The organism is Pseudomonas sp. B111 (assembly GCF_026428275.1).
GTDB lineage: Bacteria > Pseudomonadota > Gammaproteobacteria > Pseudomonadales > Pseudomonadaceae > Pseudomonas > Pseudomonas aeruginosa.
On record NZ_CP097857.1, the window covers coordinates 565,046 to 590,083 of the forward strand.

Below are 25,038 nucleotides of genomic sequence, written 5' to 3' on the forward strand. Positions count from 1 at the left end.
GCATGGCGGGCGATGCGGACTCCAACTCGTCGCCCGACCTTCTTCCCGAGGTTCGCCGGGTCTCTCCCGGCGACACCTTGCGGCTCTGTACCTGCGGGGCTTCGGCTTCGCTTCCCGATTGTCCCGCCGACTGCCGCAACGGCCTGACGCTCCACGCGACCCGCGAGCGCCTGTTGCTGTTGTGCCGCTGCGGGCGCTCTGCCGACCTGCCGTATTGCGACGGTAGCCATGCGCCTTCCGCCTCCGGGCTGAAGGCCAGGTGGCGGCGTTTCCGCGGCTGAACGTAAATCTGTGAACGCCCGCACGAAGGTGTTGTGACGGGCGAACAAATGTTGCGCTTATCTGTCGTAAAGACAGCGTCAAATATTCATCATGTCAAGGCAAAGTGCCATTATTTGGCGTCGGCAGTCGCACAACCACCGACCGCCTCGTGCAGCATTCGATTCGTGCGGAGAAAACGATGTACAAGCTGTGTTTCTATGTGCCTGAGAGCCATCTGGATGTCGTCAAGCAAGCGGTGTTTGCCGCGGGTGGCGGGCGCATCGGGGCGTACGACAGTTGCTGCTGGCAGTCCCTTGGCCAGGGCCAGTTCCGGCCCCTGGACGGTAGCCAACCCTACCTGGGCCAGGTCGGCCAGGTCGAGCACGTGGCGGAGTGGAAAGTGGAGCTGGTGGTGGCCGACGAGCTCATCCACGCCAGCGTCAAGGCGCTGAAGGCGGCGCATCCCTATGAGACCCCGGCCTACGAGGTCTGGCGCCTGACCGACATGGTCTTCTGAGTTTTCCTCGGACAAGCAAGAAGGGCGGCCAGTGGCCGCCCTTTTCGTTATCCGCCTCACGGGGAGAGCCCGACCCGGGGCTGTGGCGTGGCGCGAACAACCGTCTCGCGATTATCGAACCCGAGCGTGGGAGCTGTGGCGTAGGGCGGATAATCGCTTGGCGGTTATCCGCCGATTGGCCGAGGTCCAGCCCTCCTGCCGTCAGCGCCGCAGCAGCGGTTGCAGGGCCTGGCTCAAGGCCGCGGCGCGGGGGCCCACCAGGATATGGCAGATGCCGCCGGCGAGGGAACTGACGCCCTGTCCGCCGAGACGACGCAGTTGCTCGGTGGCCAGCTTGCGTTCGTCCGCCACGCTGACCCGCAGGCGGGTCAGTGCGACGTCCCGTACCTCGCGCAGGTTGCCGGCGCCGCCGAGGGCGCCGAGCCAGGCCTGGGCTTCGGCGGCGTCGACGGTGGCCTGCATCGACACCACCTCTTCGGCTGTGTTCGGACTGCCCAGCGGCGGTACGGCTTCGCCCGGTTGCGTATCGAAGGGCAGGGCGCGGCGGATCTCGTCGGCGATGCTGTCGGCCTGTGGGCCGACCACCACCTGCAGGCTGCCGGCCTTGCCCGGACGTACCACGGCCATCGCACCGAGGGCCTTGAGTTGGGCGTCCGAGGCCTTGTCGCGGTCGACCAGGCGCAGACGCAGGCGCGTGGTGCAGGCGTCCACCACTTCGAGGTTGGCTGCGCCACCCAGGGCGCGGATGAATGCCGGGGCGCGCTCGGCTTCGGTGTTGTCGCCCGATTCGCTGCTCGCGTCGTCTTCGCGGCCCGGGGTCTTCAGGTTGAAGCGGCGGATGCAGAAGTCGAACACCAGGTAATAGATGCCGGCATAGAGCAGGCCCAGCGGCCAGAGCATCCAGCCGTGGGTGGAACGGCCCCAGCCCAGGGCGAGGTCGATGGCGCCACCGGAGAAGGTGAAGCCGAGGCGGATGTCGAGCAGGTCGGTGAGGGCCATGGACAGGCCGGTGAGCAGCGCATGCAGCAGGTAGAGCAGCGGCGCGAGGAACATGAAGGCGAACTCCACCGGCTCGGTGACGCCGGTGAGGAAGGCGGTCAAGGCCATCGACAGGAGCAGTCCGCCGATCAGCTTGCGCCGCTCCGGACGGGCGTTGCGGTACATCGCCAGGCAGGCGGCGGGCAGGCCGAACATCATCACCGGGAACATCCCGGCCATGAACTGGCCGCCCTTCGGGTCGCCGGCGAAATAGCGCGCCAGGTCGCCGGTGACGACGCGCCCGGTTTCCGGATCGGTGAAGCTGCCGAAGACGAACCACACCAGGTTGTTGAGGATGTGGTGCAACCCGGTGACGATCAGCAGGCGGTTCAGCACGCCGAAGGCGAAGGCGCCGAAGCTGCCGCTTTCCAGCATGAGCTGGCCGAGGCCGTTGATGCCCTGTTGCAGCGGTGGCCAGATCACCCCGAACAGCAGGCCCAGGCAGACCGCGCTGATCCCGGTGGCGATCGGCACGAAGCGGCGGCCGCCGAAAAACGCCAGGTATTCCGGCAGCTTCACGTCCTTGAAGCGGTTATACAGGGCGCCAGCCACCAGGCCGCTGATGATGCCGGAGAGCACGCCCATGTCGATGCCCGGATCGATCACCTTGAGTACCGAGATCATCACCAGGTAGCCGATGGCGCCGGCCAGGCCGGCGGTGCCGTTGTTGTCGCGAGCGAAACCGACGGCGATGCCGATGGCGAATATCAGCGCCAGGTTGGCGAAGATCGCCTTGCCGGCGTCGTGGACCAGCGGAATGTCGAGCAGGTCGACGTCGCCCAGGCGCAGCAGCAGGCCGGCGATCGGCAGGATCGCGATCGGCAGCATCAGGGCGCGGCCCAGGCGTTGCAGGCTTTCGATCAGGAACGGGGGCATGGCGGTGGTCTCCGATTGTTCTTGTCAGGCCAGCGGCCAGTGTTGCAGGCAGGCGTCGCGCACCGCCCGGGCGCTGCCCAGGTCCAGCAGCGCCTGGGCGTGGCGGCGGCATTCGGCGGCGTCGAGCTGGCGCACCCGGGTCTTGATCTCGCCGACCAGGTTCGGGCCGACGGACAATTCCTCGACCCCGAGGCCGACCAGGACCGGTGTCGCCAGCGGGTCCGAGGCCAGCGCACCGCAGACGCCGACCCAGCGGCCGTGACGGGCTGCTCCGGCGCAGGTCTGGGCGATCAGTCGCAGCAGCGCCGGGTGCAGGGCGTCGATGCGGTCGGCCAGGCCGGCGTGGCAACGGTCCATGGCCAGGGCGTACTGCGACAGGTCGTTGGTGCCGATGGAGAGGAAGTCGGCGTGTTCGGCCAGTTGATCGGCGAGCAGGGCGGCGGAGGGCACCTCGATCATCACCCCGAGTTCGGGCAGGCGCTCGATCCCCAACTGCGTGGCCAGCTCGCCGAGGCGGCCACGGATGGCGCGCAGTTCGTCGACCTCGCTGACCATCGGCAGCAGTATCCGGCAGCGTTCCAGCGGTTCGACCCTGAGCAGCGCGCGCAACTGCTGGTCGAGCAGTTCCGGGCGCGCCTGGCCGAGGCGGATGCCGCGCAGGCCCAGCGCTGGGTTTTCTTCCACCGGCAGCGGCAGGTAGTCGAGGTGCTTGTCGCCGCCGACATCGATGGTGCGGATGATCACCTTGCGCTGGCCCATGGCGTCCAGGACCTCCTGGTAGGCGTTGCGCTGTTCCTCTTCGTCGGGCGCGGCGCGGCGCTCGAGGAAGAGAAACTCGGTGCGTAGCAGGCCGACCCCGTCGGCGCCGTTGGCGAAGGCTTCGGCAGCCTCGCGCGGCGAGGCGACGTTGGCGCCGATCTCGATGCGCCGGCCGTCGCGGGTGAGCGCCTCGCGCTGCGCATCGGCCTGCTGGCGGCGGCGTTGTTCCTCGCGCTGCGCCACTTGCAAGGCGACCTGCTCCAGGCGTCGAGCGTCGGGGCTGAGTTCCAGCCGCCCCTGGCCGGCGTCCAGCACCACCTGCCGGCCTTCCTCCAGCTCCAGCAGCCCGGCGCCGAGCGCCACCAGGCACGGCAGGCCCTTGCTGCGGGCGAGGATGGCCACGTGGGAGGTGGCGCCGCCTTCGGCCATGCACAGGCCAGCCGCGCCGGCATCCACCAGCGGCGCGAGGTCGGAGGGGGTGATCTCCCGGGCGGCGACGATGGCGCCAGCAGGCACCCGCAACGGCGCGGTGTCGCCGAGCAGTACCCGCAGCACGCGTTTTTCCAGGTCGCGCAGGTCGTTGGCGCGCTCGGCCAGCAGCAGGTTGCCCAGCGCCTGGAGAATCTCGCACTGGGCCTGGATCGCCCGGTGCCAGGCGTGGGCGGCGCCGACGCCCTGGTCGATCAGCATGTCGGCGGCGTCCAGCAGACCCGGGTCTTCCAGCAGCGCGAGATGCGCGGAAAAGATCGCCGCTTCGTTCTCGTCGCCGCCGAGCCTGGCCTGCTGCAGGCTCCCCTGTACGTCGTCGCGCACCCGTTGCAGGGCCTGGTCCAGGGCGAGGTGCTGTTCCTCGGGACGATGCCGGCCGTCATCCGCCGGCAGGCTGATGGCGCCGAGCCGCGCCAGGGGACCGCTGGCCAGGCCGGGCGAAGCGCAGACGCCGGCCAGGGTACCGGCGACAGCCGCAGGTCGCGCCGCCTCGCCCGGGGCGATGGCGCGCGGAGCCTCCTTCGGAGCCCCCGCGGTGGCGCTGGCGAGGGCCGCGAGCAGGGCGCCGAGGGCCGCCTCGCTGTCTTCGCCGCGACAGATCACCTCTACCTCGTCCTGTTCGGCGACCCCCAGGCCCATGATGCCGACCAGGCTGTCGACGCTGGCCACCTGCCCGGCGAAGTGCAGTTCGGCCTGGCTGGAAAAGCCCTGCGCGGTCTTGCGTAGCAGCGCTGCCGGGCGTGCGTGCAGACCGCCATGATGGGCGACCCGCGCCCGCCCGCGAACCTGGCGCTGCGCGGAGCCTTCGCCAGGCGCGGGATTGGCCGGACGTTGCTCGGCCTTCTCCGGACTCAGTTGCAGGAGCGGCGCGCCGACCTCCACCGGGTTGGTGGTCAGCGGGCGTACCTGGAAGCCGTCGCCGTTGGTCAGGATCATCACCGTGATCAGACTGCGGCTGCCGCGGGCGACGCGGTCCAGGTCGAAGCGCAGCAGCGGCTGGCCCTCGATCACCCGCGCACCTTCCTCGACCAGCGCTTCGAAGCCCTCGCCTTGCAGCTGTACGGTGTCGAGGCCGACGTGCAGCAGCAACTCGGCACCGTTGTCGGCGCGCAGGCTGAGCGCGTGGCGGGTTCGCGCCAGGTGGCTGACCAGCCCGGCGCAGGGCGCGTGCAGGCAGTCGTTGAGCGGGTCGATGGCGATGCCTTCGCCCAGGGTGCCGCTGGAAAACACCGGGTCGGGTACTCGGTTGAGCGGCATCACGGGGCCGCTCAGGGGCGCTTTGAGGGCGAGATTCTTGTTGTTCATGGGCGCGCGCTCAGGCTCAGTGGGTTCGGGTGACTTTGCTCAGGTGCCGTGGCTGGTCCGGGTCCATGCCGCGGGCTTCGGCCAGGCCGGCGGCCATGACGTAGAAACTCTGGATCGCCAGGATCGGATCGAGCGCCGGATGCGCGGCGCGCTGCAGCGGCAGGTCGCGTTCGGCGATGTCGTCCGGGGCGGCGAGCAATACCTGTGCACCGCGCTGGCGCATATCCTCGGCGAGCGCCAGCAGGCCTTCCTGCTCCGGGCCGCGGGGAGCGAACACCAGCAGCGGATAGCGCTCCTCGACCAGCGCCATCGGTCCATGGCGGACCTCGGCGCTGCTGAAGGCCTCGGCCTGGATCGCCGAGGTTTCCTTGAATTTCAGCGCGGCCTCCTGGGCGATGGCGTAGCCGGCGCCGCGACCGATCACCATCAGCCGCTGGCAGTCGCGCAGGGCCTCGATGGCCGGCGACCAGTCGAGCCTGGCGGCCTGCTCCAGCCCGGCCGCCAGGCCCTGGCCTGCGGCCAGCAGGGCATTGTCGCGCTGCCAGTGGGCGAGCAGGCGGGCGCTGGCGCTGAGCGTGGCGATGAAGCTCTTGGTCGCTGCGACGCTGCGCTCGCTGCCGGCGCAGAGCGGCACGACGAATTCGCTGGCGGCTTCCAGCGGCGAATCCTCGGCATTCACCAGGGCGATGCCCAGGGCGCCGCGTTCGCGCAGGATGCGCAGGCTGTCCACGAGATCGGGGCTCTGCCCGGACTGCGAGAAAGCGAAGACGGCCTGCCCGGCGACACGCAGCGGCGAGCGGTTCAGGGTCACCACCGACATGGGCAGCGAGGCCACCGGCAAGCCGGCGTGCTGCATGGCCAGGTAGGCGAAGTAGCTGGCGGCATGGTCGGAGCTGCCGCGCGCGACAGTCAGTGCCAGGTTCGGATCGACCTCCCGCAGACGCTGGCCAAGCGCCGGCAGGCAGGCGTCGAGCACGGCCAGTTGACGGCTCGCCACCGCGGCGGCGGAGAGCGCTTCCTCGAGCATCAGCGAAGTCATTCGAGTTCTCCTTCCACCATCACGGCGTCGAGTTCCAGGGAGCGATCCAGGCGCACCACATCGGCCCAGGCTGCGGGCGCCAGGCGGCCGCGCTCGGCGAGGCCGAGGTAATCGGCGGGGAATTGCGAAAGGCGTTGCGAGGCTTCGGCCAGGGGCAGGCCGATCTTCACCAGGTTGCGCAGCGCCTGGTCCATGGTCAGGGTGCTGCCGGCCAGGGTGCCGTCGGGCAGGCGCACGCCGCCCAGGCACTTGGTCACCGTGTGGCTGCCGAGCTTGTACTGGCCGTCGGGCATGCCGGCGGCGGCGGTGGAGTCGGTCACGCAGTACAGGCACGGGATCGAACGCAGGGCCACCCTGATGGCGCCGGGATGGACATGCAGCAGGTCGGGGATCAGCTCGGCGTAGCGTGCGTGGGCCAGGGCCGCGCCGACGATACCCGGTTCGCGGTGGTGCAGGCCGGTCATCGCGTTGTAGAGGTGGGTGAAGCTGCTGGCGCCGGCTTCCAGTGCGGCCACGCCATCCTCGTAGCTGCCCAGGGTATGGCCGATCTGCAGGCGTACGCCGCGCTCGGCGAGGGCGCGGATCAGCGGCCGGTGTCCGGCGATCTCGGGGGCGATGGTGATCACCCGGATCGGCGCGCGGCGCAGGTAGTCCTCGACTTCCTCGAGCACCGCGGCATGGGCGAAGTTGGGCTGCGCGCCGAGCTTGCCGGAGTTGATGTAGGGGCCTTCCAGGTGCACGCCGAGTATCCGTGAACCGCCCTCCAGCGAGCGGCGGCAGTAATCGCCGAGCTGGCTGAGGATGTCGGCGATCTCCTCGCGCGGTGCGGTCATGGTGGTGGCCAGCAGCGAGGTCGTGCCGAAGCGCCGGTGGGTGCGGGCGATGGTGGCGAAGGCGTCGCCGCCTTCCATGATGTCGCGGCCGCCGCCGCCGTGCACATGCAGGTCGATGAAGCCTGGCAGCAGGTATGGATCGGCGTTGCCGGCCGGATCGCAGGGCTCGCCTTCGATCCGCTGGATACGTCCGTCCTGGATGTGCAGGCGGCCGAGGACCCAGCCTTGCGGGGTGAGAATGTTGCCTTCGAGCATGGCGGCTCCGTGTCGGTCAGCGTCGCAGTTCGGCGACGAAGTCGTAGTAGTCGTTGCGGCAGTAGGTGTCGGTCAGCTCGATCGGGGTGTTGTCCTCGAGGTAGCCGATCCGGGTCATCAGCAGCATCGCGGTGCCCGGCGCGATGCCGACCAACGCGGCATCGGACGCGGACGCGTTGATCGCGCGCACGTGCTGGAGGGCGCGGACCACCGGGCGACCGATGCCGTCCAGGTATTCGTAGAGGGAATCGCCGACCGCTGTCGGATCCGGCAGCAGGCGTGCCGGCAGGGTGCTGTTCTCGATCGCCATCACCGTGCCGTCGGCCTTGCGCAGGCGCTTCATGCGCGCGACCTTTTCGGTCGGCGAGAGGCCGAGGCGGATCAGTTCGTCGTGGGTGGGCAGGGCGATGCCGCGCTCCAACCAGGTGGAGCCGGGGGTGAAGCCTTTCAGGCGGAGCATCTCGCTGAAGCTGGAGAGACGCGACAGCGGTTGTTCGAGACGCGGCGTAATGAAGGTGCCGGAGCCCTGGTTGCGGCGGATCAGCCCCTGCTCGAAGAGTACTTCGAGGGCCTTGCGCGCGGTGACGCGGGAAATGTTCAAGGTTTCGCTGAGGTTGCGTTCGGAGGGCAGCGCTTCCTCCGCTTTCCACTGGCCGGCATGGATCGCGCTCTCGAGATTGCGCGCCAGCTGCAGATAGAGGGGGGTGGGTTGCGCCTCGTCGGGACGCAGGGCCAGGAGCAGGTCGTGGGCTGTCTTCATGAGAGGTTCCGATGCGGATTGTGTTGTTGTCGCCCGGTAATGCTGGGAAAATTAATACCACTTGAATACCACGTCAATGCCAGTTGTGCGTCGCGCACGCGTCAGCCGGCCGTCCCGTCGATTGACTCGGCCTGAGTAAGGGATGCAAGGGTTTGACGGATAAAAGAAAACGCCGCCGGAAAATCTCGCGGCGGCGTTCCTGGCGTGGCTGACGGCTGACGAGTGGTATCAGCCTGGTTCTGTCAGGGGCGGATCTCGATCAGCGTGCCGTCTTTCACCACGCTCCAGACTTCGCGCATGTCGGTGTTGTTCATGGCGATACAGCCATTGGTCCAGTCCAGGGTGGAGAAGTACCACTCCGGGTATTCGTCATCCAGCGGGGTGCCGTGGATCATGATCATGCCACCGGCCGGCAGGCCCTTTTCCCGGGCCTTGGCCACGTCGCGGGCGTTGGGGTAGGAAATGTGCATGGAGAGGTTGTAGTTGTTGCTGGTCTTGCGCCAGTCGATCCAGTAGAAGCCTTCCGGGGTGCGGTTGTCGCCTTCGGCCAGCTTCGGGCCGGTCGGGCGCTTGCCCAGCGAGACACGGTAGCTTTTCAGGACGTTGCCTTTGTTGAGGAGCAGCAGTTTTCGCTCGGACTTGAGCACCAGGACCTTGTCCACCTTGCCTTCCAGGCTCGGCGCGGCATTGGCCTGGGTCAGACTGGCGAAGGTCAAGCACAGCAAAGCAAGCAACCAGCGCATGGAAGTGAAATCCCCGATGTTCCCTTGAGCCGCAACGGCGGCGGTGTTCGAGTGTTTGGCGTTCAGTCTTTCTTATAGGAAGCCAGCATAGGTGCAATGGCTTCGTTGCGCACCGGGAAGCAGCCTTCGCGGCGGTCGCTGAAGTAGCATTCTAAGGTACGGCCGATGGTCGGAAAAGCCAGCTCCGACCAGGGAATCTCCGCTTCGTCGAAAAGCCGCACCTCCAGGCTTTCATCGCCGGCGGAGAAATCCAGGTCGAGCAGCTCGGCGCGGAAGAACAGGTAGACCTGGCTGATGTGCGGCAGGTCGAAAAGGGTATAGAGCTGCAGGTCGCCGATCCGCGCGTTGGCTTCTTCCTCTGTCTCGCGGGCCGCCGCCTGGGCGAGGGTCTCGCCGTTCTCCATGAAGCCGGCCGGCAGCGTCCAGTAGCCCAGGCGCGGCGCAATGGCGCGACGGCAGAGCAGGACCTGGCCGTCCCACACCGGCAGGCTGCCGGCGACGATACGCGGGTTCTGGTAGTGCACGGTGTGGCAGGCGTCGCAGACGTAGCGCAGGCGGTTGTCGCCGTCCGGGATGCGCTGGACCACCGTGGCGCCGCACAGGCTGCAGAATTTCATGCCAGGTTCTTCTTCGGGGAAAGGCCTATCTTGCTCGGCTGGCCGGGAGGCGACAAGGCCCCGTGCGGGAGGGGTGGGCTGGCCGGGGCTTTCGTGCCATGATCTCGGGGAAACGACAAGACCTCGGAAACCCCGGCAGTATGAACTGCACGCTCGACGAGCTGCGCCAACGCATCGAGGCGCACCGCCCCCGCCAACTGGATACCGACCAGCGCTTCCCCCAAGCGGCCGTGCTGGTGCCCATCACCCGCAGCGACGATCCGGAGCTGGTGCTGACCCTGCGCGCCGCCGGTTTGTCCACCCATGGCGGCGAGGTCGCCTTCCCCGGCGGGCGGCGCGACCCGGAAGACGCCGACCTGGTGCGCACCGCCCTGCGCGAGGCGGAGGAGGAGATCGCCTTGCCGCCGGGCCTGGTGGAAGTGGTCGGGCCGCTGAGCACCCTGGTCTCGCGGCATGGTATCGAGGTCACTCCCTATGTCGCCTTCATTCCCGACTTCGTCGAGTACCAGCCCAACGACGGCGAGATCGCCGCGGTGTTCAACGTGCCGCTGAGTTTCTTTCGCGACGACCCGCGCGAGGTTACCCACCGTATCGACTACTTCGGCCGCAGCTGGTACGTGCCCAGCTATCGCTTCGGCGAGTTCAAGATCTGGGGCCTGACGGCCATCATGGTGGTGGAGCTGGTCAACCTGCTGTACGACGACCCCATCGACCTGCACACGCCGCCGGCTTCGTTCATCAAACTGAGTTGACCGACGGGGCGCAGACCCCGGCCATGAGGAGATCGCGATGAAATACCGCCTGGGCGATGCCCGCGTCGAAACCCATCCCGACAGCTGGATCGCGCCCAGCGCAGCGGTGATCGGCAAGGTTCGCCTGGATGCCGGCGCCAGCGTCTGGTTTGGCGCGGTGCTGCGCGGCGACAACGAGCTGATCCATATCGGCGAGAACAGCAACGTCCAGGACGGCTCGGTGATGCACACCGACATGGGCTATCCGCTGACCCTCGGCAAGGGCGTCACCGTCGGCCACAACGCCATGCTGCATGGTTGCAGCGTGGGCGACTACAGCCTGGTGGGGATCAACGCGGTGATCCTCAATGGGGCGAAGATCGGCAAGTACTGCATCATCGGCGCCAACGCGCTGATTCCCGAGGGCAAGGAGATTCCCGACGGCTCGCTGGTGATGGGCTCGCCGGGCAAGGTAGTGCGCGAGCTGAGCGAGCCGCAGAAGAAGATGCTCGAGGCCAGCGCCGCCCACTATGTGCACAATGCCCGCCGTTACGCCCGCGACCTCGTCGAGGACCCGGCGTGAACGAGCGACCGGTGGCTTCGCCCTGCGTGCATGTCTGCGCGCTGGACGAGCAGGACATCTGCATCGGCTGCCAGCGCACGGCGGCCGAGATCACCCGCTGGGGCCTGATGAGCAACGACGAGCGCCGCGAGGTGCTCGGTCGCTGTTTCGAGCGCGCCAAGGCGCAAGGGCTGGTCAGCGGTTCCGCCTGAAGCGGATTCCGTTTTCTTTCATTTCCGAGGTTCTTCCATGACCCGTATCGGTACCCCCCTGTCGCCGAGCGCGACCCGCGTCCTTCTCTGTGGCTCCGGCGAGCTGGGCAAGGAAGTCGCCATCGAGCTGCAACGCCTGGGTTGCGAAGTGATCGCCGTCGATCGCTATGGCAACGCGCCGGCCATGCAGGTGGCGCATCGCAGCCACGTGATCAGCATGCTCGACGGCGCCGCCCTGCGCGCGGTGATCGAGCAGGAGAAGCCGCACTACATCGTGCCCGAGATCGAGGCCATCGCCACCGCCACCCTGGTCGAGCTGGAGGCCGAAGGCTACACCGTGGTGCCCACCGCCCGCGCCGCGCAACTGACCATGAACCGCGAGGGTATCCGCCGGCTGGCTGCCGAGGAACTCGGCCTGCCGACCTCGCCCTATCACTTCGCCGATACCTTCGAGGACTACCGCCGTGGCGTCGAGCGCGTCGGCTACCCCTGCGTGGTGAAGCCGATCATGAGTTCGTCTGGCAAGGGCCAGAGCGTCCTGAAAGGCCCCGACGACCTGCAGGCGGCCTGGGACTATGCCCAGGAAGGCGGGCGCGCCGGCAAGGGCCGGGTGATCGTCGAGGGCTTCATCGATTTCGACTACGAAATCACCCTGCTCACCGTGCGCCACGTCGACGGCACCACTTTCTGCGCGCCGATCGGTCACCGCCAGGTCAAGGGCGACTACCACGAGTCCTGGCAGCCGCAGGCGATGAGCGCGCAGGCCCTGGCCGAGTCCGAGCGGGTCGCCCGGGCAGTGACCGAGGCCCTCGGCGGACGCGGGCTGTTCGGCGTCGAACTGTTCGTCAAGGGCGACCAGGTGTGGTTCAGCGAGGTGTCGCCGCGACCGCACGATACCGGCCTGGTGACCCTGATTTCCCAGGATCTTTCCGAGTTCGCGCTGCACGCGCGGGCGATCCTCGGCCTGCCGATCCCGGTGATCCGCCAGCTTGGCCCGTCGGCCTCGGCGGTGATCCTGGTGGAAGGCAAGTCCCGGCAGGTCGCTTTCGCCAACCTCGGCGCCGCGCTGAGCGAGGCGGATACGGCGCTACGCCTGTTCGGCAAGCCGGAAGTGGATGGCCAGCGGCGGATGGGCGTGGCCCTGGCGCGCGACGAGTCGATCGACGCCGCTCGCGCCAAGGCGACCCGGGCCGCCCAGGCGGTTCGCGTCGAACTCTGAGATGCGCCGGCTGGCAACGCTGGCCTGGTGGGCGGCGGCTCTGCCGTTGCTGCCGCTGGCGGTGCCGCTGGCTATCCGCACCCGCCGCCGAGCCTTGCGCCTGGCGCCCGCGGCGGGACCTCGCGAAGGGCTGGTCGGTGGGTCCGGTGCCGAAGAGCCGCTGCGCTTGCTGTTGTTCGGTGAGTCGACAGTGGCCGGGGTCGGCGCCAGTTGCCTGGACTACGCCCTGGCCGGCCGCCTGGCCGCGGCGCTGGGCGAGCGTCTGCGCCGCCCGGTGGCCTGGCAGGCGCTGGGCGAGAACGGCATCACCAGCGGCGAGGCGCGCGAACGCCTGCTACCGCAGGTGGCGGGACGTTTCTTCGACCAGGTGATCCTGGTCTTCGGCGTCAATGACACCACCAGCCTGCGCTCCCTCGAACGCTGGCGTGCCGACTGCGCGGCCCTGATCGACGGCTTCCAGGCGGCCGGCGCGCAGGTGACTTGCACCGCGGTGCCGCCGCTGCGGCATTTTTCCGCCTTGCCCGGGTTGCTGCGGGCCCTGCTGGGATGGCGCGGGCAGCTGCTCGACGAGGCGCTGCGCGATCTCGCTGGCGCGACCGGCGCCGGCTACTGTCCGATCTCGCTGGACCTGCTTCCGGACTACCTGGCCATCGACGGCTTTCATCCGTCGCAGCTGGGCTACCAGGTCTGGGCCGGGGCCCTCGCCGACTGGTTGGCGGCGAGGGAGAAGGGCGGCGCCGCGGTAGCCTGAGCGAGACTCAGGACACTGCGCCGAGGTCGTTGTCGCGGGTTTCCTTCAGGCACAGCACCGCCAGCAGGCTGAGCAGCGCCGCTGCGGAGACGTAGCCGCCGACCCAGCCCAGGCCGCCGATGCCGACCAGCTTCTGGGCGATATAGGGCGCCACCGAGGCGCCGAGAATGCCGCCCAGGTTGTAGGCCGCCGACGCGCCGGTGTAGCGCACGTGGGTGGGGAATATTTCCGGCAGCAGCGCGCCCATCGGGGCGAAGGTGACCCCCATCAGGAACAGCTCGATGCAGAGGAACAGGGCGACGCTGAACGTCGAGCCCTGGCTGAGCAGCGGCTCCATGGCGAAGCCGGAGGCGATCGCCGCCAGGCTGCCGAGCAGCAGTACCGGCTTGCGTCCGAAGCGGTCGCTGAGCCAGGCCGACAGCGGCGTGGCGGCGGCCATGAAGAGCACCGCGAGGCACAGCAGACCAAGGAACTCCTCGCGGCTGAAGCCGAGGCTGGCCACCCCGTAGCTCAGCGAGAACACCGTGGAGATATAGAACAGCGCATAACACACCACCATCGCCAGGGCGCCGAGCAGGGTCGGCCGCCAGTGCTGGGCGAACAGCTCGGCGATCGGCAGGCGGACCCTCTCGTGCTTGGCCATGGCCTTGGCGAACACCGGGGTTTCCGCCAGCTTCAGGCGTACGTAGAGGCCGACCACGACCAGCGCCGCGCTGAGCAGGAACGGGATCCGCCAGCCCCAGTCACGGAACTGCTCCTCGCTGAGCAGCATCGCCAGGGCCAGGAACAGGCCGTTGGCGGCGAGGAAGCCGATCGACGGGCCGAGCTGGGGAAACATGCCGAACCAGGCGCGCTTGCCGGCCGGCGCGTTCTCCGTGGCCAGCAGCGCGGCGCCGCCCCACTCGCCGCCGAGGCCGAGGCCCTGGCCGAAGCGCAGCACGCAGAGCAGCAACGGCGCCCAGTAGCCGATGCTGTCGTAGCCGGGGAGGACGCCGATCAGGGTAGTGGATACCCCCATCAGCAGCAGCGAGGCGACCAGGGTCGACTTGCGCCCGATGCGGTCGCCGAAGTGGCCGAACAGCGCCGAGCCCAGCGGACGGGCGAGGAAGGCGATGCCGAAGGTGAGGAAGGCGCTGAGCATCTGCGCGGTGCCGGATGTCTGCGGGAAGAATACCGGACCGATCACCAGGGCGGCGGCAGTGGCATAGACGTAGAAATCGTAGAACTCGATGGCGGTGCCGATGAAGCTGGCGACTGCGACCCGGGTGGTCGAGTTGGCCGGTTCCGGAGCGGCGTCGGCGGCGAGGGTGGCGGCGGTCATGGTGGGAAGGTCCCTGGCAGTCGGGGCACGACGGAGTGCTTCCGTGCGGCCGGATGGTTATGGCCAGTGCGCCGATGCGGCGGCGCGGCGCCCGGGTGGGGCGGACGAGATCGGTCGCGCAGGGAGGATGGGGCTGCGCGCCGTGCGCCGGCTGGTACCGTCGGCATCGGGGCCGGGCGGGCAGGCGGGACTGGCGGGTGACTGGCCGGGGCTCGGGCTGCGGGTAGCGGCGGAACCGGCGGCAGGGCTGGATAAGCTGGGGTCGATTATAGAGCGCCGCAGGGCGGGTTCGGCAATCCCGGATTAGACGCTGGCGTCGCTTTCGACCAGCGGGGTCAGCGCGCGGGGATGCCAGGCGCGCACGCTTTTCACACGGTTTTCCGCCGACTGCTGGATTTCCAGGCAGTAGGGGCCGATGCGCAGGCACACCGCGCAATCGGGGATCTGCTCCAGGGCTTCGGTGACCAGGCCGTTGAGAGTCTTCGGGCCGTCGCAGGGCAATTGCCAGCCAAGCGACTTGTTCAGCTCGCGCAGGTTGGCGCTGCCGTCGATGACGAAGCTGCCGTCTTCCTGGGCCTGGATATCCGGGTTGTCGAGGCTGTCGAGGTCGTTGAAGTCGCCGACGATCTCTTCGAGGATGTCCTCCAGCGTGACGATGCCGATCACCTCGCCATATTCGTCGACCACCACGCCGATACGGCGCTTCTCCTTCTGGAAGTTCACCAGCTGGGTCGACAGCGGCGTGCTTTCCGGCACGAAATACGGCTCCATGCAGGCCTGGCGGAGATTCTCCTTGGTCAGGCGGCCCTGGGTCAGCAGGCGCGCGATCTGGCGCATGTGCACGACCCCTTCGATCTGGTTGACGTCGTCGCGGTAGACCGGCAGGCGGGTGTGGCTGGTGGTGCGCAACTGCTCGACGATGACCTCGAGTTCGTCGTCGAGGTCGATGCCTTCGATTTCGTTGCGCGGGATCATCAGGTCGTTGACCGTGACCTTCTCCAGGTCCAGCAGGCCGAGCAGCATGTCATGCCGGTTGACCTCGCTGGCCTGGGGATTGTCGGCCGGATGCAGGGCCTCTTCGTCGCGGCTGCGTCCGCTGTCGTCCTGTTCCGCCGCGGCGACGCCGAGCAGGCGCAGCAGCGCGTTGCTCAGCAGGGTCAGCAGCCACAGCAGGGGCCAGCACAGGCGCTGCAGGATCAGGAGCGGCAGGCTGAGCGGCAGGGCGACGCGTTCCGAGCGAAGGGCGCCGTAGCGGCGCGGCAGCAGGGCGCCGAACAGCAGCAGGAGCAGGGTCATGCCAGGGATGGCGACGGCCAGGCCGATGACGCCCCAGTGGTGCAGCGCGGCCCAACTGGCCAGGGCGGCGGCGCTGACGTTGACCAGGGTGCGGCCGAACAACAGGGTGCCGCGCAGGCGGTCGTCGTGCAGCAGCAGCCAACTGCTGCGCCGGGCCCCGCGCAGGCCTTGCTTGGCCTGTAGGCGCAGGCGGTAACGGTCGAGGTTGAGCAGGGCGGTCTCGACGCAGGAGAAGAACGCCGAGCAGGCGACCAGGAGAACCAGCAGGCCGACCAGGTACCCGGGGTGCAGTTCATCCATGAAGGAGGCCCATCAGATGTGCAGGATGAATTCCCGCACCAGCTTGCTGCCGAAGTACGCCAACATCAACAGGCAGAAACCGGCCAGGGTCCAGCGGATCGCCTTGTGGCCCCGCCAGCCGAGCTGGTGGCGACCCCAGAGGAGCACGGCGAAGACCACCCAGGCGAAGCAGGACAGGATGGTCTTGTGCGCCAGGTGCTGGGCGAACAGGTTGTCGACGAACAGCCATCCGGACAGCAGCGACAGCGAAAGCAGCGACCAGCCGCCCCAGAGGAAGCCGAACAGCAGGCTTTCCATGGTTTGCAGGGGCGGGAAGTTGCGGATCAGCCCGGACGGATGCTTGTGCTTGAGGCGGTAATCCTGGAGCAGTAGCAAGAGCGCCTGGAACACCGCGATGGTGAGCAGGCCGTAGGCCAGGATCGAGAGCAGGATGTGGGCCAGGATGCCTGGTTGTTCGTTGATCGGCTCGACGGTGCCGTGGGGGATGAGTACCGCCAGCAGGGTGGTGAGGGCGCCCAGCGGGAATAGAAGGAGGAGCAGGTTCTCCACCGGTATCCGCAAGGTCGCCAGCAGGGTCAGGAGGATTACCGCGGCGGCGATCAGGCTGGCGGCGTTGAAGAAGTCCAGCACCAGGCCGGCCGGGGTCAGCAATTGCTGGTAGAGGCTGAAGGCGTGGGCGACCAGTGCCAGGAGTCCGAACAGGAGCAGCAGGGGTTTGCCCGGCGCGGTGCGCTTGGACACACAGGCACCCTGGTAGGCGGCGGTGCCGAGATAGAGAACAGCAGCGATGAGGCTGGGCAGCAGGGGATGCATAAGTCCTTGTAATCGCGGGCCCGAAAGGAAGGGAGTTTGGCATAGATCGAGCGTCGCGAGAAAGCCGTTGCGAACAGTTCTCTCGTACCTGTGGCCGGGTTGGCGGGCCGCCTGCCGCGGGCGCCGTGACCTCCTGGCCCGGCAGTCGCTTCGGCAAAGACGGAACGCATCGGCAAATCAAGGACTTGAGGCTGGCCTCCGGTCGTCGCCGGACACACACTCCGTCTTTCATCGCGTGTCCCGCGACGCGCTCTTGGTTATAATCCGCCGCTTGCCGCAACCCCCGTGGAAGGATCGCGCATGTTCGAAAACCTTACAGACCGCCTCTCGCAGACGCTTCGCCATGTCACCGGCAAGGCCAAGCTGACCGAGGACAACATCAAGGACACTCTGCGCGAAGTGCGCATGGCCCTGCTCGAGGCCGACGTGGCCCTGCCGGTGGTCAAGGACTTCGTCAACAAGGTCAAGGAGCGCGCCGTCGGCACCGAGGTCTCGAAGAGCCTGACCCCGGGACAGGCGTTCGTGAAGATCGTCCGCGCCGAACTCGAGGAACTGATGGGGGCGGCCAACGAGGACCTGGCGCTGAGCGTCGCGCCGCCGGCGGTGATCCTGATGGCCGGCCTGCAGGGCGCGGGCAAGACCACCACCGCGGGCAAGCTGGCGCGCTTCCTTAAGGAACGCAAGAAGAAGTCGGTGATGGTGGTTTCCGCCGACGTCTACCGTCCCGCCGCGATCAAGCAGCTGGAAACCCTGGCGGGCGAGGTCGGCGTAACCTTCTTCCCTTCCGACGTCAGCCAGAAGCCGGTGGCCATCGCCGAGGCGGCGATCCGCGAGGCGAGGCTGAAGTTCATCGACGTGGTGATCGTCGATACCGCAGGCCGCCTGCACATCGATGCCGACATGATGGACGAGATCAAGCAGGTGCACGCGGCGATCAAGCCGGCGGAAACCCTGTTCGTGGTCGATGCCATGACCGGCCAGGACGCCGCCAACACCGCCAAGGCCTTCAATGACGCCTTGCCGCTGACCGGCGTGGTCCTGACCAAGGTCGACGGCGACGCGCGTGGCGGTGCCGCGCTCTCGGTGCGGGCGATCACCGGCAAGCCGATCAAGTTCCTCGGCATGGGCGAGAAGAGCGAAGCGCTCGATCCGTTCCATCCCGACCGCGTGGCCTCGCGCATCCTCGGCATGGGCGACGTGCTCAGCCTGATCGAACAGGCCGAGCAGAACCTCGACCGCGACAAGGCCGAGAAGCTGGCGAAGAAGATCAAGAAGGGCAAGGGCTTCGACCTGGAAGACTTCCGCGACCAGTTGCAACAGATGAAGAACATGGGCGGCCTCGGCGGGCTCATGGACAAGCTGCCGATGCTCGGCGGGGTCAACCTGGCGCAGATGGGCAATGCCCAGGGCGCTGCGGAGAAACAGTTCAAGCAGATGGAGGCGATCATCAACTCGATGACGCCCGGCGAACGGCGCGATCCGGAAATGATCAGCGGCTCGCGCAAGCGCCGCATCGCCCTTGGCTCCGGTACCCAGGTGCAGGACGTTGGCCGGCTGATCAAGCAGCACAAGCAGATGCAGAAGATGATGAAGAAGGTCACCGCCAAGGGCGGCATGGCCAAGATGATGCGAGGCATGGGCAGCATGTTCCCGGGGGGCATGCCCAAGCTTTGATCGGACGCGCGGCCGCTGGCCACGCCGGCGGTTCCGCGCCGTCGGCCGGCGGGCGGACCGCGCGCTTCTCGCGCTCTCCGCGCCGGTCGATGGGTGGCCGAAAAAGAGATTTGCAAATTCCCCGATAATCCTTAGAATATGCGGCCTTTCGGGCCGTGGGCCCAGCGTGCATTCATTTTGCAAGCACCGACTACAGGAACGAAGTTCACATGGTAACCATCCGTCTTGCTCGTGGCGGCTCCAAAAAGCGCCCCTTCTACCACCTGACCGTGACCAACAGCCGCAATGCGCGCGATGGTCGCTTCGTCGAGCGCATCGGTTTCTTCAACCCGGTTGCGACTGGTGGCGAAGTGCGTCTGTCCGTCGACCAGGAGCGTGCTACCTACTGGCTCGCCCAGGGTGCACAGCCGTCTGAGCGCGTTGCTCAGCTGCTCAAGGACGCTGCCAAGGCAAACGCCTAAGCCGTCATGAGTGAAATGCCGACACCCGCCGACGACCTGGTCGTGATCGGCAAGATCGTTTCGGTGTACGGCATCCGCGGTGAGGTGAAGGTGTATTCCTTTACCGACCCGTTGGACAACCTGCTGGACTATCGCCGCTGGACGCTCCGGCGCGACGGCGAGATTCGGCAGGCCGAGCTGGTCAGGGGGCGCCTGCATGGCAAGGTCCTGGCCGCCAAGCTCAAGGGGCTCGACGATCGCGAAGAGGCCCGCACCTTCACCGGTTACGAGATCTGCATCCCGCGTAGCGAGTTGCCCTCTCTCGAGGAAGGTGAGTACTACTGGCACCAGTTGGAAGGCCTGAAGGTGATCGACCAGGGCGGGCAGTTGCTCGGCGTGATCGACCATCTGCTGGAAACCGGTGCCAACGATGTCATGGTGGTCAAGCCCTGCGCGGGCAGCCTGGACGACCGCGAGCGCCTGTTGCCCTACACCGGGCAGTGCGTGCTGTCGATCGACCTGGCCGCTGGCGAGATGCGGGTGGACTGGGACGCGGACTTCTGATCATCCATGGACAAGCGTTTGTGGGTGGGCGTCGTCAGCATCTTTCCGGAGATGTTCCGCGCGATCAGTGACTATGGCATCACCAGCCGTGCGGTAAAGCAGGGGCTGCTCACGCTGACCTGCTGGAATCCACGGGACTACACCGAGGACCGCCACCAGACGGTGGACGACCGGCCCTTCGGCGGTGGCCCTGGCATGGTGATGAAGATCAAGCCTCTGGAGGGCGCGCTGGCGGATGCCAGGCAAGCCGCCGGGGGCAGGAAGGCGAAGGTGATCTACCTTTCGCCGCAAGGCCGCCAGCTGACGCAGGCGGGCGTACGCGAACTGGCCGAAGAGGAAGCGTTGATCCTCATCGCCGGGCGCTACGAAGGCATCGACGAGCGCTTCATCGAAGAGCACGTCGATGAAGAATGGTCGATCGGCGATTATGTCCTGTCCGGCGGTGAGTTGCCGGCCATGGTGCTGGTCGATGCAGTGACGCGGTTGCTGCCCGGTGCATTGGGTCATGCAGATTCCGCCGAGGAGGACTCCTTCACGGATGGCCTGCTCGACTGCCCGCACTACACCCGACCCGAGGTGTACGCGGACAAACGTGTTCCTGAAGTGTTGCTCAGTGGCAACCATGAACACATCCGGCGTTGGCGTTTGCAGCAGGCCCTTGGGCGGACCTGGGAACGACGCGCCGATCTTCTGGATAGCCGCTCGCTTTCTGGAGAAGAGCAGAAGCTGCTGGCGGAATACATCCGTCAGCGGGACGATAGTTAACGTATCGATGGCTGGCCGATTGCCGGTCTTAGGAGCACAGCATGACCAACAAGATCATTCAGCAGATCGAAGCTGAACAGATGAACAAAGAGATCCCGGCGTTCGCCCCCGGCGACACCGTGATCGTCCAGGTCAAGGTGAAGGAAGGCGACCGTCAGCGTCTGCAGGCCTTCGAAGGCGTCGTCATCGCCAAACGCAACCGTGGCCTGAACAGCGCCTTCACCGTGCGCAAGATCTCCAACGGCGTGGGCGTGGAACGTACCTTCCAGACCTACAGCCCGATCGTCGACAGCCTGAGCGTCAAGCGTCGCGGCGACGTGCGCAAGGCCAAGCTGTACTACCTCCGCGCCCTGTCCGGCAAGGCCGCGCGCATCAAGGAAAAACTGGTCTAATCCGGTTCTTCTCCGAGAAAAGCAGCCCGAGGGCTGCTTTTTTCATGTCTGGCGTTCGCCTTTCCGGCGGCGCTTCCTACTGCCCACGGCAGCGCATAACCAGTACAACATCCGCGGCACCCAGGCAGCCACTCCATCCGGTATTCGTGGCATGACCCCCAGAGAGCAAGAAATCCTGCGTCGCACCGAGCTTTCCGAAACCCGTGTGACCAAGGCGGTATTCCCGCCCACCACCAATCACCACAACACCCTGTTCGGCGGAACTGCGCTGGCCTGGATGGACGAGGTCTCGTTCATCACCGCGACCCGTTTCTGCCGCCTGCCGCTGGTGACCGTCTCCACCGATCGCATCGACTTCAACCACCCGATCCCGGCGGGCTCGATCGTCGAACTGGTCGGCCGGGTGGTCAAGGTCGGCAACACCAGCCTCAAGGTGGAGGTCGAGGTGTACCTGGAAAGCATGTACGCCGACGGTCGCGAGAAGGCCATACACGGCCTGTTCAGCTTCGTCGCCATCGACGACGAAAAGCGGCCGGTTCCGGTCCTGCCGGGGTTCCCGGCCAGCCAGGCGGCTTGAGCCAGGCGGAAAGAAGGCACCCACGGGTGCCTTTTCCATATCCCCGGACGATCCGGCCCTGGGTTGGGATCAGGGCCGCAGGCTGATCTTCAGGGAAGCCTGGGACAGGTCGATCTGTTGCAGGCTGACACTGCCGAACGTCTGCTCGCGCGGCGCGCCGGCAATGCGGATATTGTCGAAGCGCACCTCGCCGATACTGCTCGGCAGGCGCAGGTTGACCGAGCCGTCGGGGTTGAGCGTGCTTTGCGTCTTGCCGGTTTCGTAGCGAACGTCGCTCATCGAGGTTTCCGCCTCCAGGCTGTCGAGCACCGGCATCACCAGCTTCGCCAGTTGCTTCACCGCGGCCAGGCCGTCGCCGCCCTCGGCCTTCAGGAACAGGCCCTCGAGGCTTTCGTTGAGGCCCTGGGCGTTGACGTTGCTCATCTCAACGTCGGTCAGCGGACGCAGGTTCTTCGGCAACTCCTGGCGGCTCATGGCCGCTGGCGGCTGCATACGCTGGATGTCGGCGCTGGCCATCTGGAACGGACTGAGCAGGGCGGCGACCAGGGTCGCGGCCAGGCGCAGGTTGGTCTGCTTCTTCAGCGCCTTCTTCAGTTGCCGTTCGCTCAGCAGGCCCTGCTCGATCAGGGTTTCGCCCAGGCGCTTGTGGTTGCTCAACTGCGCCTGGATCGCGGCGTCCAGTTGGGCGGCGCTAATCAGCCCCTTGTTGATCAGGATCTGGCCCAGGCGGGAATGTTGTTGATTGGACATGGTCATGGCCTGATGAAAAAAAGAGGATGATGGCTAGATGCAATCATCCTCTTCGTGGGCTTCGTTTGTCACCCAACCTTGGATAGGGTGACGACGGTCTTTCGTCGGTTCGTTGAAGTCTAGTCGGCGATTTCCGTGGCCTGCGACTTGCTGACTGACGGTTCCGCCTCGATCAGCGACAGCAGCGTCCAGCCGGTGCCCGGCGCCAGCGTGGACTGTGGCGTGGCGACGTGCATCCTGCCGTTCGGATCGCGGGCGAACAGCAGGATCGCGGACTCGCCGTGCAGCGCCTGGTAGTCGTTCCAGCCGAAGGTGTCGGTGAGCAGGGTGGTGCGGATTTCGGCGCCGCGCGACAGCAGGCTGGCGAACTGCGCGTAGGTCAGCGGTCGCTGGCCAAGCGGGCGGCCACGGTGTTCGTCGCTGGAGCGGTGCTTGTCGGTACGCTTGGCTTCCTGGCTGGTCGGCAGGCCGAACAGCTGGCGATGGCCGAACTCGTGGCGGAAGCGCATGGCCGCCAGGGTGTTCAACTCGCCGGCCGGAGAAACCCCCAGCAAATGCCCGATGCCGACCAGGTCGAGGTGGGCTTCGGCGTGCTGCGAGGTGGGGTTGCCGAAATAGGTGGGCAGGTTGTCCATGCGGGCGGCGCGGATGTTTTCCCAGCTCGAATCAGTCAGCAGCACGCGGCTGCCGAGGCTCTTCAGGGTCTTGCCGATGGCGCGCCCGACCGGATTGGCGCCGACGATCAGGTAGCCGCTGGGCGAGGGCTCGGCGACCTTCAGCAGGCGCGCCAGGGGGCGGGCGGTGGCGCTTTGCAGGACCACCGTGCCGATGATCACCAGGAAGGTCAGCGGCACCAGCAGCGCCGCCTGGGCATGGCCTTCGGCGCCCAGGCGGATGGCGAAGATCGCCGAGACCGCCGCGGCGACGATCCCGCGCGGGGCGATCCAGCTGAGCAGGGCGCGCTCGCGCCAGCTCAGCGGCGAACCCCAGGTCGACAGCGCCACGTTCAGCGGACGGGCGACGAACTGGATCAGCAGCAACACCAGCAGCGCCGCCGGGCCCAGGCCGAGCAGGGCATTGATGTCCAGGCGTGCGGCCAGGAGGATGAACAGGCCGGAAATCAGCAGGACGCTGAGGTTTTCCTTGAAGTGCAGGATCTGCCGTACGTCGACGCCCTTCATGTTGGCCAGGCCCATGCCCATCAGGGTGACGGCGAGCAGTCCGGATTCGTGCATCACCTGGTTCGAGGCGATGAACACGCCCAGCACCGCGGCCAGCGTCGCCAGGTTGTGCAGGTAGTCCGGCAGCCAGTGGCGGCGCAGGACGATGCCCAGCGCCCAGCCGCCGAGGATGCCGAACAGGCTGCCGCAGAGGATCACCCCGCCGAAGGTCTGCAGGCTGTGCAGCCAGCCGTCGCCTTCGCCGCTGGAGATGATGAAGCTGTACACCACTACCGCCAGCAGGGCGCCGATGGGATCGATGACGATGCCTTCCCAGCGCAGGATGTTCGCCACCGCGGCCTTGGGCCGGACCACCCGCAGCATCGGGACGATCACCGTGGGCCCGGTGACCAGGGTCAGGGTGCCGAACAGCAGGGCCATTTCCCAGCTGAAGTCGAGCAGGTAGTGGGCGGCCAGGGCGATCACGCCCCAGGTCGAGAGCGCGCCGATGGTCACCATTCGGTGCACCACGGTGCCGATTTCCTTCCATTCGCTGAAATGCAGGGTCAGGCTGCCCTCGAAGAGGATCAGCGCCACTGCCAGGGATACCAGTGGGAACAGCAGGGGGCCGAACATCTCGTCCGGATCGAGCCAGCCGAGGAGGGGGCCGGCGACGATCCCGGACAGCAGCAGGAAAAGAATGGCTGGCAGGCGCAGGCGCCAGGCCAGCCATTGACTGAGCAGGGCGGCGGCACCGATGCCGCCGAGGGCGAGCAGGATAGCGTTCTGGTCCATCGAGGATTCCTTGTCAGCGTCGCTCCGCTCGTCCTGAGCCGGGGCGAACCATCGAGCCACATGGCTCCGCTTTTTCCCGCGGGCACGGGAAGCCGGCCGACCTCCTGTCGACCGGCCTGACTAACCATTACGTGGCGATGACGGCCAACGCTCGCGATAGCGCCCAGGCTATGAAAGACTAGTCGCGCTTTCATTTGGTTCGCAGCCTTCATCCATGAGTACCCTCGAACATCCCCTGATCGACCGTTTCCTCGATGCCCTGTGGCTGGAAAAAGGCCTTGCCGACAACACCCGCGAGGCTTATCGCAACGACCTCCAGCAGTTCAACGCCTGGCTCGATGGCCGCGGGCTGCGCCTGGAGGGCATCGGCCGCGACGCCATCCTCGATCACCTGGCCTGGCGCCTGGAACAGGGCTACAAGGCTCGCTCGACCGCGCGCTTCCTCTCCGGCCTGCGTGGCTTCTACCGCTATTGCCTGCGCGATGGCCTGATCGCCGAGGATCCCACCTTGCAGGTGGACCTGCCGCAACTGGGCAAGCCGTTGCCGAAATCCCTCTCCGAAGCGGACGTCGAGGCATTGCTGGCGGCGCCGGAAGTCGACGACCCGCTGGGCCTGCGCGATCGCACCATGCTCGAAGTGCTGTATGCCTGCGGCCTGCGGGTCAGCGAACTGGTCGGCCTGACCCTGGAGCAGGTCAACCTGCGCCAGGGCGTGGTCAAGGTCTTCGGCAAGGGCAGCAAGGAGCGCCTGGTGCCGCTCGGCGAGGAAGCCATCGGCTGGCTCGAACGCTACCTGCGCGAGGCCCGCGGCGACCTGCTCGGCGGGCGGCCCAGCGACGTGCTGTTCCCCAGCCTGCGCGGCGAACAGATGACCCGCCAGACCTTCTGGCATCGCATCAAGCATCACGCGCAGGTGGCGGCGATCGGCACGTCGATTTCGCCGCACACCCTGCGTCACGCCTTCGCCACCCACCTGCTCAACCATGGCGCCGACCTGCGGGTGGTGCAGATGCTGCTCGGCCACAGCGACCTGTCGACCACCCAGATCTATACCCATATCGCCCGGGCCCGCCTCCAGGATCTGCACGCACGCCACCACCCGCGAGGCTGACGCTTTGTCCGAAAAATCCGTACCTATCCGAAAAGAGGCGCTTTCGTAGCGTTCTGCGACAAGCGTCGGGCCCGTCGGGATAGCGGTCTATGGTAGGCTTCGCCGACCGCACG

Annotated in this window: 26 protein-coding genes; 14 read left to right on the top strand and 12 right to left on the bottom strand. The window is 67.1% G+C overall.

Features of this window, described 5'->3' with window-relative positions; genetic code table 11:
* Nucleotides 1-2 precede the first annotated feature (2 nt).
* Both M6E97_RS02635 and M6E97_RS02640 read left to right on the top strand, forming a co-directional pair.
* Nucleotides 3-281: a CDGSH iron-sulfur domain-containing protein gene (locus M6E97_RS02635; protein WP_003113822.1), complete on the top strand. Its 279-nt coding sequence runs from the start codon at nucleotides 3-5 to the stop codon at nucleotides 279-281.
* A gap of 179 nt (nucleotides 282-460) precedes the next feature.
* Nucleotides 461-778 carry a YqfO family protein gene (locus M6E97_RS02640; RefSeq protein WP_003092679.1) on the top strand — a complete coding sequence of 106 codons (318 nt, stop codon included), beginning with the start codon at nucleotides 461-463 and terminating at the stop codon, nucleotides 776-778.
* A 201-nt stretch (nucleotides 779-979) separates the two neighbouring features.
* Here M6E97_RS02640 and nagE read toward each other — a convergent pair whose 3' ends face one another.
* The 7 genes from nagE to M6E97_RS02675 form a co-directional block, all read right to left on the bottom strand.
* Complete coding sequence (gene nagE, locus M6E97_RS02645) at nucleotides 980-2,692, bottom strand: N-acetylglucosamine-specific PTS transporter subunit IIBC (RefSeq protein WP_003112082.1); 1,713 nt, start codon at nucleotides 2,690-2,692, stop codon at nucleotides 980-982.
* 24 nt (nucleotides 2,693-2,716) lie between these two features.
* The gene (ptsP, locus tag M6E97_RS02650) at nucleotides 2,717-5,245 is read right to left on the bottom strand and encodes a phosphoenolpyruvate--protein phosphotransferase (protein ID WP_003137920.1); all 2,529 of its coding nucleotides are present in this window, start codon (nucleotides 5,243-5,245) and stop codon (nucleotides 2,717-2,719) included.
* A 16-nt stretch (nucleotides 5,246-5,261) separates the two neighbouring features.
* Entirely contained in the window at nucleotides 5,262-6,284 is a 1,023-nt protein-coding gene (locus tag M6E97_RS02655) for an SIS domain-containing protein (protein WP_003092673.1), read from the bottom strand.
* Nucleotides 6,281-7,372, bottom strand: coding sequence for an N-acetylglucosamine-6-phosphate deacetylase (nagA, locus tag M6E97_RS02660; RefSeq protein ID WP_003104817.1), 1,092 nt, complete (start codon nucleotides 7,370-7,372; stop codon nucleotides 6,281-6,283). Before nagA ends, M6E97_RS02655 begins: the two co-directional genes overlap by 4 nt.
* Nucleotides 7,373-7,388: 16 nt before the next feature.
* Complete coding sequence (locus tag M6E97_RS02665; RefSeq protein WP_003092669.1) at nucleotides 7,389-8,132, bottom strand: GntR family transcriptional regulator; 744 nt, start codon at nucleotides 8,130-8,132, stop codon at nucleotides 7,389-7,391.
* A 242-nt stretch (nucleotides 8,133-8,374) separates the two neighbouring features.
* On the bottom strand, nucleotides 8,375-8,875 hold the full coding sequence (locus tag M6E97_RS02670) for a L,D-transpeptidase family protein (protein WP_003092667.1): 501 nt from the start codon (nucleotides 8,873-8,875) through the stop codon (nucleotides 8,375-8,377).
* Nucleotides 8,876-8,937: 62 nt separating this feature from the next.
* Entirely contained in the window at nucleotides 8,938-9,492 is a 555-nt protein-coding gene (locus M6E97_RS02675; protein WP_003092665.1) for an NUDIX hydrolase, read from the bottom strand.
* A gap of 140 nt (nucleotides 9,493-9,632) precedes the next feature.
* Here M6E97_RS02675 and M6E97_RS02680 point away from each other — a divergent pair, with 140 nt between their 5' ends.
* From M6E97_RS02680 to M6E97_RS02700, 5 genes are read left to right on the top strand one after another with little or no spacing between them, the layout of a single operon-like run.
* The gene (locus tag M6E97_RS02680; RefSeq protein ID WP_003092664.1) at nucleotides 9,633-10,244 is read left to right on the top strand and encodes a CoA pyrophosphatase; all 612 of its coding nucleotides are present in this window, start codon (nucleotides 9,633-9,635) and stop codon (nucleotides 10,242-10,244) included.
* Nucleotides 10,245-10,281: 37 nt separating this feature from the next.
* Nucleotides 10,282-10,806 carry a gamma carbonic anhydrase family protein gene (locus M6E97_RS02685; RefSeq protein ID WP_033939606.1) on the top strand — a complete coding sequence of 175 codons (525 nt, stop codon included), beginning with the start codon at nucleotides 10,282-10,284 and terminating at the stop codon, nucleotides 10,804-10,806.
* Nucleotides 10,803-10,997, top strand: coding sequence for a DUF1289 domain-containing protein (locus tag M6E97_RS02690; protein ID WP_003092660.1), 195 nt, complete (start codon nucleotides 10,803-10,805; stop codon nucleotides 10,995-10,997). Before M6E97_RS02685 ends, M6E97_RS02690 begins: the two co-directional genes overlap by 4 nt.
* Nucleotides 10,998-11,034: 37 nt before the next feature.
* Complete coding sequence (purT, locus tag M6E97_RS02695) at nucleotides 11,035-12,216, top strand: formate-dependent phosphoribosylglycinamide formyltransferase (protein ID WP_003092658.1); 1,182 nt, start codon at nucleotides 11,035-11,037, stop codon at nucleotides 12,214-12,216.
* Between the two features lies 1 nt (nucleotide 12,217).
* Nucleotides 12,218-12,967: an SGNH/GDSL hydrolase family protein gene (locus M6E97_RS02700; protein WP_033939603.1), complete on the top strand. Its 750-nt coding sequence runs from the start codon at nucleotides 12,218-12,220 to the stop codon at nucleotides 12,965-12,967.
* A 7-nt stretch (nucleotides 12,968-12,974) separates the two neighbouring features.
* Here M6E97_RS02700 and M6E97_RS02705 read toward each other — a convergent pair whose 3' ends face one another.
* The 3 genes from M6E97_RS02705 to M6E97_RS02715 all read right to left on the bottom strand — a co-directional run bounded on the left by M6E97_RS02705 (nucleotide 12,975) and on the right by M6E97_RS02715 (nucleotide 16,697).
* On the bottom strand, nucleotides 12,975-14,288 hold the full coding sequence (locus tag M6E97_RS02705; RefSeq protein ID WP_003092654.1) for an MFS transporter: 1,314 nt from the start codon (nucleotides 14,286-14,288) through the stop codon (nucleotides 12,975-12,977).
* Between the two features lie 303 nt (nucleotides 14,289-14,591).
* Nucleotides 14,592-15,884, bottom strand: coding sequence for an HlyC/CorC family transporter (locus tag M6E97_RS02710; protein ID WP_003453700.1), 1,293 nt, complete (start codon nucleotides 15,882-15,884; stop codon nucleotides 14,592-14,594).
* Nucleotides 15,885-15,896: 12 nt separating this feature from the next.
* A complete protein-coding gene (locus M6E97_RS02715) occupies nucleotides 15,897-16,697 on the bottom strand; it encodes a cytochrome C assembly family protein (protein WP_003092649.1) in 801 nt (266 codons plus the stop codon).
* Nucleotides 16,698-16,997: 300 nt separating this feature from the next.
* On the opposite strand from M6E97_RS02715, the gene ffh reads away from it, so the two are divergent.
* The 6 genes from ffh to M6E97_RS02745 all read left to right on the top strand — a co-directional run bounded on the left by ffh (nucleotide 16,998) and on the right by M6E97_RS02745 (nucleotide 21,109).
* Nucleotides 16,998-18,371 carry a signal recognition particle protein gene (gene ffh / locus M6E97_RS02720; RefSeq protein ID WP_003092645.1) on the top strand — a complete coding sequence of 458 codons (1,374 nt, stop codon included), beginning with the start codon at nucleotides 16,998-17,000 and terminating at the stop codon, nucleotides 18,369-18,371.
* A 209-nt stretch (nucleotides 18,372-18,580) separates the two neighbouring features.
* Nucleotides 18,581-18,832 (top strand): 30S ribosomal protein S16, encoded by a 252-nt coding sequence (gene rpsP / locus M6E97_RS02725; RefSeq protein ID WP_003109644.1) that lies wholly within the window; start codon nucleotides 18,581-18,583, stop codon nucleotides 18,830-18,832.
* A 15-nt stretch (nucleotides 18,833-18,847) separates the two neighbouring features.
* Entirely contained in the window at nucleotides 18,848-19,375 is a 528-nt protein-coding gene (gene rimM, locus M6E97_RS02730; RefSeq protein ID WP_003092640.1) for a ribosome maturation factor RimM, read from the top strand.
* Nucleotides 19,376-19,381: 6 nt separating this feature from the next.
* Nucleotides 19,382-20,140 (top strand): tRNA (guanosine(37)-N1)-methyltransferase TrmD, encoded by a 759-nt coding sequence (gene trmD, locus M6E97_RS02735; RefSeq protein WP_003119312.1) that lies wholly within the window; start codon nucleotides 19,382-19,384, stop codon nucleotides 20,138-20,140.
* Nucleotides 20,141-20,181: 41 nt separating this feature from the next.
* Nucleotides 20,182-20,532, top strand: a complete 351-nt coding sequence (rplS, locus tag M6E97_RS02740) for a 50S ribosomal protein L19 (RefSeq protein ID WP_003092637.1) — start codon at nucleotides 20,182-20,184, stop codon at nucleotides 20,530-20,532.
* Between the two features lie 151 nt (nucleotides 20,533-20,683).
* Entirely contained in the window at nucleotides 20,684-21,109 is a 426-nt protein-coding gene (locus tag M6E97_RS02745) for an acyl-CoA thioesterase (protein WP_003092635.1), read from the top strand.
* Between the two features lie 69 nt (nucleotides 21,110-21,178).
* Here M6E97_RS02745 and M6E97_RS02750 read toward each other — a convergent pair whose 3' ends face one another.
* Together M6E97_RS02750 and M6E97_RS02755 are read right to left on the bottom strand one after the other, a co-directional pair.
* Nucleotides 21,179-21,865, bottom strand: a complete 687-nt coding sequence (locus M6E97_RS02750; protein WP_003092633.1) for a hypothetical protein — start codon at nucleotides 21,863-21,865, stop codon at nucleotides 21,179-21,181.
* Nucleotides 21,866-21,978: 113 nt separating this feature from the next.
* Complete coding sequence (locus M6E97_RS02755) at nucleotides 21,979-23,814, bottom strand: cation:proton antiporter (protein WP_034005014.1); 1,836 nt, start codon at nucleotides 23,812-23,814, stop codon at nucleotides 21,979-21,981.
* A 214-nt stretch (nucleotides 23,815-24,028) separates the two neighbouring features.
* Between M6E97_RS02755 and xerD the strand changes: the two genes are divergently transcribed.
* On the top strand, nucleotides 24,029-24,925 hold the full coding sequence (gene xerD / locus M6E97_RS02760) for a site-specific tyrosine recombinase XerD (protein ID WP_003092629.1): 897 nt from the start codon (nucleotides 24,029-24,031) through the stop codon (nucleotides 24,923-24,925).
* Nucleotides 24,926-25,038 lie beyond the last annotated feature (113 nt).

Excerpts from the sequence above, each read along its gene's own strand:
- M6E97_RS02635 (WP_003113822.1), top strand. The coding sequence starts at position 3 with ATGGCGGGCGATGCGGACTCCAACTCGTCGCCCGACCTTCTTCCCGAG.
- M6E97_RS02640 (WP_003092679.1), top strand. The coding sequence starts at position 461 with ATGTACAAGCTGTGTTTCTATGTGCCTGAGAGCCATCTGGATGTCGTC.
- nagE (WP_003112082.1), bottom strand. The coding sequence starts at position 2,692 with ATGCCCCCGTTCCTGATCGAAAGCCTGCAACGCCTGGGCCGCGCCCTG.
- ptsP (WP_003137920.1), bottom strand. The coding sequence starts at position 5,245 with ATGAACAACAAGAATCTCGCCCTCAAAGCGCCCCTGAGCGGCCCCGTG.
- M6E97_RS02655 (WP_003092673.1), bottom strand. The coding sequence starts at position 6,284 with ATGACTTCGCTGATGCTCGAGGAAGCGCTCTCCGCCGCCGCGGTGGCG.
- nagA (WP_003104817.1), bottom strand. The coding sequence starts at position 7,372 with ATGCTCGAAGGCAACATTCTCACCCCGCAAGGCTGGGTCCTCGGCCGC.
- M6E97_RS02665 (WP_003092669.1), bottom strand. The coding sequence starts at position 8,132 with ATGAAGACAGCCCACGACCTGCTCCTGGCCCTGCGTCCCGACGAGGCG.
- M6E97_RS02670 (WP_003092667.1), bottom strand. The coding sequence starts at position 8,875 with ATGCGCTGGTTGCTTGCTTTGCTGTGCTTGACCTTCGCCAGTCTGACC.
- M6E97_RS02675 (WP_003092665.1), bottom strand. The coding sequence starts at position 9,492 with ATGAAATTCTGCAGCCTGTGCGGCGCCACGGTGGTCCAGCGCATCCCG.
- M6E97_RS02680 (WP_003092664.1), top strand. The coding sequence starts at position 9,633 with ATGAACTGCACGCTCGACGAGCTGCGCCAACGCATCGAGGCGCACCGC.
- M6E97_RS02685 (WP_033939606.1), top strand. The coding sequence starts at position 10,282 with ATGAAATACCGCCTGGGCGATGCCCGCGTCGAAACCCATCCCGACAGC.
- purT (WP_003092658.1), top strand. The coding sequence starts at position 11,035 with ATGACCCGTATCGGTACCCCCCTGTCGCCGAGCGCGACCCGCGTCCTT.
- M6E97_RS02700 (WP_033939603.1), top strand. The coding sequence starts at position 12,218 with ATGCGCCGGCTGGCAACGCTGGCCTGGTGGGCGGCGGCTCTGCCGTTG.
- M6E97_RS02705 (WP_003092654.1), bottom strand. The coding sequence starts at position 14,288 with ATGACCGCCGCCACCCTCGCCGCCGACGCCGCTCCGGAACCGGCCAAC.
- M6E97_RS02710 (WP_003453700.1), bottom strand. The coding sequence starts at position 15,884 with ATGGATGAACTGCACCCCGGGTACCTGGTCGGCCTGCTGGTTCTCCTG.
- M6E97_RS02715 (WP_003092649.1), bottom strand. The coding sequence starts at position 16,697 with ATGCATCCCCTGCTGCCCAGCCTCATCGCTGCTGTTCTCTATCTCGGC.
- ffh (WP_003092645.1), top strand. The coding sequence starts at position 16,998 with ATGTTCGAAAACCTTACAGACCGCCTCTCGCAGACGCTTCGCCATGTC.
- rpsP (WP_003109644.1), top strand. The coding sequence starts at position 18,581 with ATGGTAACCATCCGTCTTGCTCGTGGCGGCTCCAAAAAGCGCCCCTTC.
- rimM (WP_003092640.1), top strand. The coding sequence starts at position 18,848 with ATGCCGACACCCGCCGACGACCTGGTCGTGATCGGCAAGATCGTTTCG.
- trmD (WP_003119312.1), top strand. The coding sequence starts at position 19,382 with ATGGACAAGCGTTTGTGGGTGGGCGTCGTCAGCATCTTTCCGGAGATG.
- rplS (WP_003092637.1), top strand. The coding sequence starts at position 20,182 with ATGACCAACAAGATCATTCAGCAGATCGAAGCTGAACAGATGAACAAA.
- M6E97_RS02745 (WP_003092635.1), top strand. The coding sequence starts at position 20,684 with ATGACCCCCAGAGAGCAAGAAATCCTGCGTCGCACCGAGCTTTCCGAA.
- M6E97_RS02750 (WP_003092633.1), bottom strand. The coding sequence starts at position 21,865 with ATGACCATGTCCAATCAACAACATTCCCGCCTGGGCCAGATCCTGATC.
- M6E97_RS02755 (WP_034005014.1), bottom strand. The coding sequence starts at position 23,814 with ATGGACCAGAACGCTATCCTGCTCGCCCTCGGCGGCATCGGTGCCGCC.
- xerD (WP_003092629.1), top strand. The coding sequence starts at position 24,029 with ATGAGTACCCTCGAACATCCCCTGATCGACCGTTTCCTCGATGCCCTG.